This window comes from Ktedonobacter sp. SOSP1-52 (genome assembly GCF_016587395.1).
Map to the genome: position 1 here is coordinate 1,666,902 of NZ_BNJH01000001.1, position 13,038 is coordinate 1,679,939.

Here is a 13,038-nt window from a genome sequence, read left to right on the forward strand (position 1 = left end):
CTCTATAAAAACAGCGAGTCGGCATCCATGTTTGTCTGGTTAGAGGCTTTGTTGTTGGAGCGCTAAGACTGTTTGAGCAAGTGTTGTTTGAACCAGGCAAGCACACGTTGCTGGTAGTCGCGCTGGTGTTTCAATTCGCCCAGGCCATGCCCTTCACGTGGGTAGACCGCCAGCACGGTGTCAACGCCGTTCTCTTGCAGTGCGCGATAGAAACCGTAAGCCTGGCTGACGGGTACACAGAGATCCTTCTCGCCGTGAACGACCATTGTTGGCGTGGTTACGCGGCGTGCGTAGGTGATTGGCGAGCGCTCGCGATAGGCTTCGGGATGAGTGAGCGGATCGATAGGATGGCCGTTTTGCCCGAGGAAGCGCATATCCCAGCCCTGTTCGTTAGACTGAGCATGATAGCTGTGGAAGTCACTGATGCCAGCTCCCATGATCGCGGCTTTGAAACGGTTAGTCTGGGTGACGGCCCAGGCAGAGAGGAAGCCGCCATAGCTCCAGCCCATAATACCGACGCGCTCTCCATCAACCAGGTTGCGCTCGACGAGATAATCGACGCCACGCAGAGCATCCTGAAAATCTTTTCCACCCATGTCACCTAGTACAGCGTCAGCGAAGGCGACTCCATGACCCATACTGCCGCGCACATTTGGACGCAGGACGGCAAAGCCAGCCGCCGCCAGGTATTGCGAATGGTAGTCGCCGTCGTCCAACCACGCCCCTGATGGACCGCCGTGGACATGTAAGATCAGGGGTGGGGGAGTGCTGCCTTCATGGTGGAGCGGCCATGTCACGAGAGCATCAATGTGCCAGCCATCAACGCTCTCATAGCGAATGCGCTCAGTCTTCGCCAGCGTCAGCGTCTCTTCCTGCTGCGGGTTCATACGCGTGAGGCGCTTCCAGGTAAGATCCCTCACGCTAGCGTCTTCATAGTGTAGTTCGCCAAACCAGACATCGTAGGGATGCTTCTCGCTGTGCGTAGCGACGACATAGCGCCGGTCTGCCGTCATTGACAGGTGGGGCCAGTGGCGGTCTCCCAGGGCGAAATTGCTGCTCAGGGAAGTCATCTTGCCAGTTGTGCTATCAAGCAAGCCTACCTGACAGGAGAGGCCTTCGAAGCCCGCGCAGATCAAGTGTCGCCCGTCAGGGAGCCAGCTACACCAGGTGGGACTCCAATCAAGCTCCGGTGTGAGATTGCGCGTCTGGCCATTCTTAAGCGAGATGGCATAGATGTCGCCGCCGTTGCGGTCGGGATCACTCCAGTTGCCCGATACATATGCGATAGTATTGCCGTCAAGCGACCAGGCGAGGGAGCATGCCTGGCGGTCAAGCTGGCTGAGCTGACGAACTGCCCCGCCGCTAGCCGCGACGATACCGACCTGCCCCCAGTACCAATCGGAGTATTCGGGGCCAGTGGCGAAATAGACCGCGAACTGGCTGCTATCAGGTGACCAGGCATATTGCCAGATAGAGACGCCATTGGGTGTTACAGGCTCGGGAGTACCATACGCAGGCCGCACCGTCCAGAGGCGGCGATAACGCTCCTCACCAGGGCGCAATATGATAGGATCATCGCCTGGCTTGGGACCATCATGTGAGAGGAAGGCGATGCGGTTACCATCAGGCGACCAGTTGACCTCGCTGATGCCGTTAGGCATGGCGCAAATAGTCCGGCTTTCTCCACCTTGGGCGGGGACAATGCGGAGCAGGGCCTCGTCCTCATGCCCACTTTTAGAGATGAAGGCAAGCTGCTGGCTGTCAGGTGACCAGGAGGGGGCAGAATCATCGAGCGTCCCTGTGCTTAGGGGATAGGGCTCGCCGCCTGCTGTGTCTACACACCAGACGCGCCCCCGCTGTCTGGGCTGATCTGGCACCCATTCGCGAACCACAAACGCGGCGCGCTTCCCATCAGGCGCAATAACCGCGCTGATGACGTTGCGTATACTAAAGAGCGTGTCCAGGACCACAGGCACGTGCGGATGAGTTGTGTGAAAGGGGACCGCCTCCTGTTGAGAGACCGTAGAATGTAACTCGTTCATAGGAAACCCTCTATTTGTTTGCGATAATGGCTTCAATTTCTGCGAACGTTTTGGGTGCGTCGCTGGTGAGGTTTTCGTAGCCCTGCTCGGTTACAAGGATATCGTCCTCGATGCGAATACCGATGTTCCAGAACTCGGGGTTCACGTCTTTGGTGCCTTCGGGGATATAGATCCCCGGCTCAATGGTAAAGACCATGCCGGGTTCGAGCTTTGGATCTTCGTCCCACTGTCCCAGGCGCTTGTATGGGCCGAGATCATGAACATCAAGGCCCATCCAGTGGCTGGTGAAGTAGCCATAGAAAGGCTGATAGGCTTTATCCGCGATAAGCTGCTTCACATCGCCTTTGAGAATGCCATGCTCCACCATCCCTGTTGTCAGGACCTCGACAGTATGGTCATGGATATCGGTAAGCGTAATACCTGGCTTGACCATCGCCGTTGCGGTCTCAAGTGCTTTGAGTACCAGCTCGTAAAGCGTGCGTTGAGCAGGAGTGAAGCGTCCATTGATGGGATAGGTGCGCGTGATATCGGAGCTATAGTACTGATATTCGCAGGCCGAGTCAATAAGAACCAGTTCACCATCTTGCATCTGACGGCTGTTCTTATCGTAATGCATAATGGTCGCGTTGGCACCGGAGCCCACAATAGGCGCGTAGCCGTGGCGAGGCGAACCGTGCTGTTGGTAGACATATGACAGAATCGCCTGGACCTCGTACTCGTGCATACCCGGTTTGAGGGCTTTGAGTACCTCGCTATACGCTTTGGCGCTAATACGAGAGGCTTCACGAATCAGCTCGATTTCCTCCGGCGACTTGCGTACGCGCATTTCGCTCAGAATAAATAGAGGATCGGCGATCTGACGTGGGATGAAAGCGCGGCGGTGGCGCGCGAGCAGTTCTAGCAATTGATCATCGAAGGATTGGGCCTTGCCGCTGCTATAGTAGAGGGTTTGACAGCCTTTGAGATATTCAGGTAGTTTCTCCGCGAACTGCTCAAGTGGGTAGGCAATATCAGCGCCATACTGGCTCATCGCTCCCTCTGGACCAGCGTGCCGTCCCGTCCAGGATTCAGCGAAGGGGTCGCGTGGTGCGACGAAGAGGATAAAGTGATGCTCTGGATGCTCCGGGGCCAGGACGCAGATCGCTTCTGGTTCCTCGAAGCCCGTCAAATAGTAAAAGTTGTTGTCCTGGCGATAGGTAAATTCCAGGGAATCGCCACTGCGCCGAAATTGTGGGCAGCTACGGAGGATTGCCACGCCCCCGCCCATGTGATCCATAAATGCTTTTCGTCGTGCTTCAAACATACGATGGAGTCCCTCTCTAGCAAAAAATAGCCTGAACCAGTCTCTGCCTGTGGTATCCTATTTAGAAGTAGTACTCCATTATATGATGCACAGCCAGGCGCAAGCTTGTACAATTGAGTTATGGTTTATGCTGATTTATGCATAATGGAGCAGCCTCTAAATGGGGTGGTGTAGAAGGAAGACCCTCCTGCATCTCCTTTAAGACCGTTCGGTAATAGGAAAGTAGACAGTATAACGCTCGTCGCGAATGTCGCACAGGGGGAGGAAGCGTGTGGTGTGCGGCTGGTTGCGCGTCTCATAGCTGTCAGGCTGCCAGGCGGCATACTGACGTTCATGACAAGAAGCCAGGAGCGTTTCGGGCTGATCTTTACTTCCATAGAGCATAGACGCGTCATCGCATAGTCCGGCTAAAACTATGGGGCCATCCATAAAGGCCATCATGTCAGATGCGCCTGGCAGGGGGACGATTTGCAAGGCTTTCGGAAGCAGGATGGTAAGCTTATCGTTATGCCAGGTTCGGCGAATGCGATAGTAGCTGGATGGAGTGTGAGGAACCCGTTGGCGCTCGCCATTGATCGTGATTGTTGGTTCGTCTGCGAGCCACCAGGGCAAGCGCAGCGTAAGTGTATACTCTGTGGGCTGCTCGCAGTTGACGCTAAGCGTATACTCGGGATGTGATGTCTGGCGCGGCCGCTCACGCGAAGCCTTCAGCGCGTAGACGTCGTGGGCCTTGCTCTCCAGAGTTACGCTAACTTCGGATCCATCGTGATGCCATTGCACGCGGGAAGGGATGTACTGGCTGACAACCAGCCCTTCATCATTCGTGAAATAGACGTCGCGCGTATGGCTTGCCTGGGCCTGCACAAGGGTTCCGTGACAGCACCAGAAATCATTCGTCGGAGTTCCCCATACTTTGGCTCCTCCCGTCTCCAGAGGCAGGTAGTACGCGACCATGCCTGTCTGCGCGTTCTGCTGCGCGAGGATACCATTATAGAAATTGCGCTCGTAGTAGTCCGCATAGACGACATCCCCAGTCCAGCGGAAGAGATAGTTCGCCAGGCGCATCAAGTTATAGACGGTACAGTGTTCCTGGTTTTCGGGTCCGAGTTGTCCGCCAAGTTGATGCGGTGGACACCACATCTCATCGCTTGTCTGACCACCAGTGCAGAAATAGCCGCGATCCGTAACCGCGAGGCGCCAGTATGCTTCAACAATGTCGCGCCAGCGCTGTTCGCCAGTTACCTCCCAGGCACGCGCTGCGCCATGCACTTCGGGGATAGTGGTATTCGCGTGCATATATGTCAGCACATCTTCGCCAGCAAGCAGGCGATCAAAGAGGCGGCGGCGATCATAACGTCGTATGAGATCCAGATGTTCCTGTCTATTGGTGACACCGTAGAGGTTTGCCCATACTTCAAGCATGCCGCCGGTTTCGACGTCGAGAATATCGTCCATCTGCTCGCGTGAGAACTGCCCTGTCCAGCGATGAAACCAGTTTGCCCAGTGGATGAGGATGTCAAGTGCCTGCTCATTCTGAGCAATTTCGTACATATCGTACAGGCCCATCAAGGTCTTGTGCAGAGTATACTGAGGTGCCCAGACACGCTTGCCACGTGCGATCCAGTCGAGATACTTTTCTGGAATAGAGCCGATCCACTCGCCTCCCATTTCTTGCTGACAACGCGCTAGCTCAGCCACGATAAAGTCAGCCTTCCCTTTGATCTCGGTATCGCCCGTCGATGCGACCAGGCGTGCCGCAGCCGAGAGCCAGTGTCCGAGGAAATGCCCGCGCAATTGGCTGGTTGGCGATTCCCATCCCCCGTGGCAATCTGTTGGTTGCTGGGGCGGGTTCCAGAGTCCGGCTTCACCATAATGGTTCTGCAACAGATGAGAACTCTTGAGACTGAGCATATAGGCGCGATTAAGCTCTGCCCTTTTCTTGAGTGATCCCGGCTGAAGCGTGACTGCGTTCCAGGGGAGCGAATGGTGAATTTCAAACATTGAAGGACCTCCTCTATAGTTCTGTGTCTGGTATATACATGATAGGATAAAGGACGTAGGCACGAGGCGCAATGTAGATTCTCAACGCAAAGGTGGAAAATTTCAACATGTCCGGCTCGATCTATCGACTAGATGGGCAACCAGAAGTTCTGAGTATGGGTTTTGTGCAGGAGGAAACACTGCACGCTGACCGTGTGCTGGATTTCTGGGTGCTTGGTATGCTCACAAGGGGTGCGACGAGTTTACAGGTGGGCGGGGACCGAGTGAACGTATGCGCGAATAGCTATTATCTTCTGCCGCCATATGTGCGGCATTATGGGATACAGAGTGGGACAAGCTTCGATGTAATCTATTTCCACTTTCTAACGAGAGAGGGAGGTTACGAGTCTCAAATGTTGAGCTTGCCTGTCTTGGGACGCATACCACCCGATATCCCATATCTTAACCTGTATCGCTTTCTCAAGCGTGCTGTGGACTTTGCCGTGTTGTCTCCCGCGCAGATAAACGTGCAGGTTGCCGCGATCCTTGCACAACTGAGCGCCATGCAAGATTACACAGGGAGTGAACAGGATAGGCCGAAGCGACTGGCCTATCGCGTCATGGATTACCTCAGAGAGCATATCGAGCAGGATGTGAATAGTGAATTGATCGCGGAGGAGTTAGGATATAGTTATGGACACCTGGATCGTGTCTTCCGGCAGCACTTTGGCAGGAGCATTCATCAGAAGCTACAACACCTGCGCATCGACATCGCGGCGGAATTACTGGTGATGGGTAAACCAATCAAGGAAGTAGGAGCGCAAGTCGGTTTTCATGATTATCACTATTTCCTGAAAGTCTTTAAAAAGATCCGAGGCGTCTCACCGGGCGAACTGCAACGTCGCCCGTCTGCCAGATGGTAAGCTCTGGAGCGTGATTAGCCTCTGAAGAAACTCTCGTGTACGCTGCCACCCTTGACAGGGTGGCATTTTTAGCGCAATATGCGGATGAATAACAGAGCTATACATTTATGGCAAATATATCTTGCCACATCGTATGCTCAAGTAGGAGGGAGAGGCTTTGCTCTGGCCTGATTGTCGAAAAAGCTGTGAATAAGTCATCAAATAATGCGAAAAAGTCCCCCAAGATGTCGGATATTGCCAAGCATGCGGGCGTTACCTTAAGCACCGTCTCTTATACACTGAGTGGGAAGAGGCCCATTTCCGATGCGGTGAAGCAAAAGGTCTACCAGGCGATGGAAGAGTTGGGGTATCAGCCGAACTCGTTGGCGCGCGCGCTAGTGACCAAGCGTACACGTATCATCGCCTTGCTCTATCCCACCTGGAGCTCCAAGGTAGGTCCACAATCCGAGTTTATTACCAGTATCGCGGCCTCGGCTACCGATCACGGGTATGCTCTCCTGCTGTGGACGTCTCCCCTGGCCGATGATGAGAAGGTAATGGACATGACCCACCAGGGCTTTATCGATGGAGCGATTCTCATGGAAGTTGCCCTGCATGATCCACGTGTTGAATTTCTCCAGAAGCAGCATGTGCCCTTCGTTATGATTGGCCGCTGCGCGGAAAATGACGATATGAGTTTTGTGGACCTGGATTTTGATTATGCGTTGGAGACAAGCGTTCGTTACCTGGTAGAGGAGGGGCATCGGCATATCGTGCTCATTAACCAGTCGGAAGAGCTTTTGGAGCGGGGTATTGGCTATGTCGTGCGCTCCAGGGACGCTTTTTATCGCGAGATGCAGAAGCATGGGTTACAGGGCAGAGATTGCTGCTGCGAGGCAAATGATCAGGCGGGGTATGAGGCAACAACGAACCTGCTGAATGACCATCCAGCCATCAGTGCTTTCATTCTCATGACACCCTGGCCGAGCGGTGGTATTATCCGCGCTCTTGCTGACAAGGGGTTGCACATTCCTGAGGATGTTTCCTTAGTCGCGATTTTCTCGCCGCACCTGGCGCAGATGACGACGCCCACCCTTACGTCAGTCGATTTTCCCTTTGAGGAGATGGGGCGACTGGGAACGCAGATTCTAGTGGATAAGTTGAATAGGATCGAGACCGCAGCCTCACATGTCTTGCTGACTCCGCCTCTCACCATACGTTCTAGTTCAGGCCCTCATCGCTAAGACACCAATATTGACAGATATCACTCTTGACAGTTCCTGTTCTTGAACTTATACTTTCTCTATCGAAGCGCTTCGATAAAAGGGACAAAGCTGATTCCAGATCGAGAGGGAAACATGACTGGAGGTCCCTGTGGAGCGGGAACGCATCTCTATTCACTGGAGAGTATGTTCGTGTTGTTCCACAGGGGAGGGGGCAGAAGGTGGGCTTTTACTCTCGTGTCGGGTGTGATGGTCAATCCAAAGGAGGATATACAATGAATCCACAGCCGTTTAAAGTGGCAGGTCAAGCATATATAGCATCCCAAAAGCGCACCTCTAAGCGCTTTTTCAGCCTGATCTCAATGAGTTGCCTCATATTTCTCGCTCTGGGACTACTGTTGAGCGCCTGTGGTGGGTCCGCTCAAAGCTCTAACGGGAAGATTGAGCTTACCGAGATGGACTACCTGGGAACAGAGCCAGCAAACACTGAAATCAATAAACTCATCAAGCAGTACGAGCAGGAGCACCCGGACGTGACGATCAAGCGAACTGCGGTGCCGATTGGCTCATTCACCACCAAAGTATCCCAGCAGGTCGCGTCGCATACACTACCGGACATCCTGGTTATGGATAATCCGAACCTGCCGACGTTCGCATCGACCGGGGCGCTCACACAGCTCGACTCCTATCTGACAGGCGATCTCGCCTCCTCCAAATTCTACGGAGGCTCGCTCTCCACGATGCAGTACCAGGGCAAGACCTATGCTGTGTCAACGGGAAACAACGATCTCGCGCTCTACTACAACAAGAAGATGTTCAATGACGCCGGTCTCAAGCCGCCCACGACCTGGGCCGAGTTGCAGGCGGACGCGAAGGCGTTGACCAAGGGCAATACCTATGGCTTCGCCCTCTCGGCACCTGCTACCGAAGAAGGTTCCTGGCAGTTTGAGCCGTACCTGTGGTCGAATGGCGGCGATCTTGACAAGGTCGATGGCCCTGCAGGCGTCGGAGCATTGCAGTTCCTTACGGATATGCTGAAAGACGGCTCCCTCTCCAAGGCCTCACTGAACTGGGGCCAGGCCGATGTCCTGACACAGTTTGAAGAGGGGCACGCGGCTATGATGGAGAATGGCCCCTGGGACCTGAGCCTGTTGAAGCAAGCCAACGTGGATTACGGCGTTGTTGCTCTGCCAGCCCCATCCGCTGGGAAAAAGACAGTCTCCCCGCTGGGCGGAGAGATCTGGACCATTCCGCAGACCGACGACACGCATCAGAAAGCTGCCTGGGATTTCCTGAACTGGCTGGAGCAGCCAAAGCAGATCACGGACTACGACCAGGTACAGGGCTACATTCCTCCTTTGAAGGCTGCTGCTCAGGATCTTCTGAAGCAGAATACCGAGTTGCAGGTCTTCGCCGATGAGTTGAACAACGCCCAGGCTCGCACTGCCAAAGTTGGCGAGAAGTATCCCAACATCTCGCAGCAGATCTGGACTGCCGAGCAATCCGCCCTCTCTGGCAGCCTCTCTCCGCAGTCTGCGCTGACCCAGGCACAACAGAAGATCGACGCGATTGTAAAGGGCTAATGTGGGATCTCTCCTCTCGCTTGGCTGGCCCACGCTTTCTAACGTGGGCCAGTGAGGCGGAGAGTTCTGGTGTGTGTGTTCAGGGAGGCTTATCGTGGCTACGCATATTCAGGAGCAGCAATCGGTGGTCAGAGGGAACGTATCGAAATCGATAGCGCGCAGAAGCAGTCGTTCGCGCCTGGTTCGCTTCTCATTCCTGGTGCCAGTGATTATCTACTTGCTCATCTTCTTTGGTTATCCACTCTATTATAGTATCAGTGTGAGCCTGGAGAAATACACCCTCCAGACTGAATACACTGGCAACGCGCCCTTCATTGGCCTGAGCAACTATATCGCCGTGCTTCAGGACGCGACGACCGGCGGTGCGGCGCTTCACACGCTCATCTTCACGGTGGGGTCGATTGTGCCTCAGTTTGTGATCGGCCTGGCGCTGGCGGTGTTTTTTACCAAAAAGTTCCCGCTGAGCCGTTTTCTGCGCTCGTTAATGCTCCTGCCCTGGCTGTTGCCTCTGGTCGTGTCGGGAACGGTCTGGCGCTGGCTCTTTGATCAGACGAACGGCATTATTGACCAGACGTTGGCGGGCCTGCATCTCATCCCCGCCGCGCACTTTGGCTGGCTGACCACTCCTGGATACGCCCTGGCAACAATTATCGTGACCAACATCTGGATTGGCATCCCCTTTAATATGGTGCTGCTATACAGTGGTCTGCAAGGCATTCCGGGTGAGCTCTACGAGGCGGCGTCAATTGACAGTGCGACCCAGTGGCAGCGTTTCTGGTATGTTACCGTTCCGCTGCTCAGGCCGGTAATCGGCGTTGTCTTGATGCTTGGCCTTATCTACACGCTGAAAGTATTCGACATTGTGTATGTAATGACCGGTGGCGGCCCAGCGAACACGACGCAGATTTTCGCGACCTGGTCGTATAACCTCTCCTTCGCACAGCAGCTGTTCGGGCAGGGATCGGCGTTAGGGAATGTTATCCTGGTCATTTCACTGGTAGTGGCGCTGTTCTACGTACGCGCCAACCGTCAGCAGGATGCCTGAGCATAGACAAAGGAGATTTCGCAATGCAGGCTCAATCTGTCAAGCGCAAAAGGAGCGTTTCGCTGCGCCCGCTTCTCTTCCTCATCCTGGGGTTGATCATTACCGTGATAATGCTCTTTCCCGTGTATTGGATGATTGTCAATTCGCTGGAAACAAACCAGGATATCTTCAAGATCCCCGTCTCGCTGATCCCGACCCAGATCACGTTTGAAGCGTATACGGCGACTTTCGCCGATCAGTTCCCGCACCTGCTTACCAGCCTGATCGTCGCGCTGGGGGCGGTGGTGATCTCGCTCGTCATCGCGATTCCCGCTGCCTATGCCCTGGCGCATTTCCGCCTGCGCTTCTCAAACGTGTTGATTTTCGCGCTCTTGCTGGCGCAGATGATCCCGGCGGTCACTCTGGCGACGCCGATGTTTCTGATCTTTAACAAGCTAAACTTGTTGAATAGCTACCCGGGCTTGATTCTGGCTGATAGCACGTATGCTGTCCCCTTTGATGTAATTATTCTGGCCGCGTATATGCAATCGCTTCCCTATGAACTGGTCGAGGCGGCATTTATCGATGGCACGGGTGAGTGGGGCGCGTTCCTCAGAATCATACTGCCGCTCGCGTTGCCGGGTATTGTGACGGCAGGGCTCTTCGCCTTCCTCTTCGCGTGGGGCGACTTCCTTTACGGCCTCACGATTATGACGGTGAATGATATTCAGCCCATTTCCCTGAGCATCTATGGCTACCTGGGGCAGTTTAACTCCCAGTGGAATAACCTGATGGCGGTCGCGACCCTCGGAGCGATACCAGCCGCGATCCTGCTGATTGTCTTCCAGCGCTATATCACGTCCGGCCTCTCGTCTGGTGCGTTGAAGGGCTAGGAACTGGTTGAGTGGGGATGTCTCAGAACTTCGGACCAAGAAAGAAGGATTATCATGCAAGGTTTTCAACGATATGCAAATGCACTACTGTGGGAACGGAATCACGAGCAACTGCGCATAGAGCCGTGGGGGCGCGATAGCCTGCGCGTCCGTTCGACGCCTAATGCTGCAGTTCGTGACGACCTGTTGAGCGTCCTTTTGTCGCCGGAACCAACGGAAGTGCAGATCACGATTGACGCGCAGGGGGCCAGGATCAGCAATGGCGCGCTTACCGCGAGCGTTTCTCCGCAGGGGCATGTTCGCTTCTCCAAGACGGAGAGCGGAGAGGAACTGCTGGCGGAAACCCCTCTTAAGCATTCGACCCGCATTCCACCTCGCCATTTTAAAGCGCTTCACAGCGATCTCTATCATCTGGAGGCGCGTTTCAAGGCGTATGAAGGCGAGAGGCTCTACGGCCTGGGGCAGCACCAGCACGGGTTGCTCGATCAGAAGGGGGCGGTAGTCGAACTGGCCCAGCGCAATACTGAAGTGGCTATTCCCTTCCTGTTCTCAAGTCGGGGCTATGGCCTGCTGTGGCACAATCCGTCCATCGGGCGCGTGGAGCTTGGCAAAACCGCGACGCGCTGGATCGCCGAGGCGACCGCTCAGCTTGATTACTGGATCACGACGGGCGATACGCCCGCCTCGATCATGGAGCACTATGCCGATGCGACCGGCCACGCGCCTGAGTTCCCCACATGGGCCTCTGGTTTCTGGCAGTGTAAATTACGCTATCGCACGCAGGATGAATTGCTCCAGGTTGCCCGCGAGTATAAGAAGCGTGGCCTGCCTCTTTCGGTTATTGTTATTGACTTCTTTAACTGGACCTTGCAAGGTGACTGGCGCTTTGATCCGCAAGCCTGGCCCGATCCCCAGGCGATGGTTGACGAGCTCAGAGCAATGGGCGTCGAATTGATGGTTTCCGTCTGGCCGACAGTCAACCCCATGAGCGAGAACTTCGCGGAGATGCAGGCGCGCGGCCTGTTGATGCGCACGGAGCGTGGTATCCCCGCGATGATGATCTTTCAGGATAACCGTCCGGAGGGCCCGGCCTTTGTGCAATACTATGACGCCACCAATCCCGAGGCACGCGCGTTTGTCTGGGAGCAGGTACGCGAGCACTATTATCAGTATGGCATCAAAACCTGGTGGCTGGATGCCTGCGAGCCGGAGATGCATCCGCTGGATGCTGATAACGTTCGTTTCCACCTGGGCAATGGCAGTGCAGTGGCGAACGCCTATCCGATGCTGCACGCCAAGGGGTTCTATGACCATCAGCACCGGGAGAGCGATGAGCCTATCCTCAATCTCTGCCGCTCGGCCTGGGCAGGGAGTCAGCGGTACGGGGTGGCTGTCTGGTCAGGAGATATCGATAGCACTTTTGAGGATTTGCAGATTCAAGTGCGCGCGGGCCTGAATATGGCCTTGAGCGGTATCCCCTGGTGGACAACCGACATTGGCGGCTTCTATGGTGGCGACATCGACTCACCTTCCTTCCGCGAACTGCTGATTCGCTGGTTCCAGTACAGCACCTTCTGCCCGATGCTGCGTCTGCATGGCTACCGTAATCCTGAGCGCAACATTGACGCCATGATTGATACTGGCGCGGAGAACGAGGCGTGGTCGTTTGGCCCGGAGGCATACGCGATCATTAAGGAGCTCTTGTTCTTGCGCGAGCGCCTGCGTCCGTATGTCGAAGCTCAGATGAAGGTAGCGCACGAGAAGGGCACCCCTCCCATGCGGCCCCTCTTCTTCGATTTTCCTGAGGATGAGGAGTGCACGCGTGTAGATGACCAGTTCCTCTTTGGCCCCGACCTGCTGGTGGCCCCAATCTTGACGGAAGGCGCGCGCAGTCGCGGCGTCTACCTGCCCGCGGGGACCACCTGGACCGATGCCTGGAGTGGCGAGACGTTCGAGGGTGGCCACTATATCACGGCAGAGGCCCCCCTAGAGCGGATTCCAGTGTATCTTCGTGATGGAGCTGATGTGCCCATTCGAGAGGGTCGCTAAGCAGCGAGCAAACAAGCAGTGAAAAACAAAGCAGGCGGG

Annotated in this window: 9 protein-coding genes; 6 read left to right on the forward strand and 3 right to left on the reverse strand. The window is 55.2% G+C overall.

Annotated elements, in window-relative coordinates; genetic code table 11:
- Positions 1-62 precede the first annotated feature (62 nt).
- The 3 genes from JMJ16_RS07630 to JMJ16_RS07640 form a co-directional block, all read right to left on the reverse strand.
- Positions 63-2,042: a S9 family peptidase gene (locus tag JMJ16_RS07630; RefSeq protein WP_201379907.1), complete on the reverse strand. Its 1,980-nt coding sequence runs from the start codon at positions 2,040-2,042 to the stop codon at positions 63-65.
- Positions 2,043-2,052: 10 nt separating this feature from the next.
- Positions 2,053-3,345 (reverse strand): aminopeptidase P N-terminal domain-containing protein, encoded by a 1,293-nt coding sequence (locus JMJ16_RS07635; protein WP_201379909.1) that lies wholly within the window; start codon positions 3,343-3,345, stop codon positions 2,053-2,055.
- 198 nt (positions 3,346-3,543) lie between these two features.
- Positions 3,544-5,346, reverse strand: coding sequence for a beta-L-arabinofuranosidase domain-containing protein (locus JMJ16_RS07640; RefSeq protein WP_201379911.1), 1,803 nt, complete (start codon positions 5,344-5,346; stop codon positions 3,544-3,546).
- A 107-nt stretch (positions 5,347-5,453) separates the two neighbouring features.
- Here JMJ16_RS07640 and JMJ16_RS07645 point away from each other — a divergent pair, with 107 nt between their 5' ends.
- The 6 genes from JMJ16_RS07645 (at position 5,454) to JMJ16_RS07670 (ending at position 12,999) form a co-directional block, all read left to right on the forward strand.
- The gene (locus JMJ16_RS07645; RefSeq protein ID WP_201379913.1) at positions 5,454-6,248 is read left to right on the forward strand and encodes an AraC family transcriptional regulator; all 795 of its coding nucleotides are present in this window, start codon (positions 5,454-5,456) and stop codon (positions 6,246-6,248) included.
- Between the two features lie 224 nt (positions 6,249-6,472).
- Positions 6,473-7,471: a LacI family DNA-binding transcriptional regulator gene (locus JMJ16_RS07650; protein ID WP_201379915.1), complete on the forward strand. Its 999-nt coding sequence runs from the start codon at positions 6,473-6,475 to the stop codon at positions 7,469-7,471.
- Between the two features lie 254 nt (positions 7,472-7,725).
- Positions 7,726-9,033 carry an ABC transporter substrate-binding protein gene (locus JMJ16_RS07655; protein WP_201379917.1) on the forward strand — a complete coding sequence of 436 codons (1,308 nt, stop codon included), beginning with the start codon at positions 7,726-7,728 and terminating at the stop codon, positions 9,031-9,033.
- Between the two features lie 94 nt (positions 9,034-9,127).
- Positions 9,128-10,078, forward strand: coding sequence for a carbohydrate ABC transporter permease (locus tag JMJ16_RS07660; RefSeq protein ID WP_201379919.1), 951 nt, complete (start codon positions 9,128-9,130; stop codon positions 10,076-10,078).
- Between the two features lie 23 nt (positions 10,079-10,101).
- Positions 10,102-10,950 (forward strand): carbohydrate ABC transporter permease, encoded by an 849-nt coding sequence (locus tag JMJ16_RS07665; RefSeq protein WP_201379921.1) that lies wholly within the window; start codon positions 10,102-10,104, stop codon positions 10,948-10,950.
- 54 nt (positions 10,951-11,004) lie between these two features.
- Positions 11,005-12,999, forward strand: coding sequence for a TIM-barrel domain-containing protein (locus JMJ16_RS07670; protein ID WP_201379923.1), 1,995 nt, complete (start codon positions 11,005-11,007; stop codon positions 12,997-12,999).
- Positions 13,000-13,038: the final 39 nt, after the last annotated feature.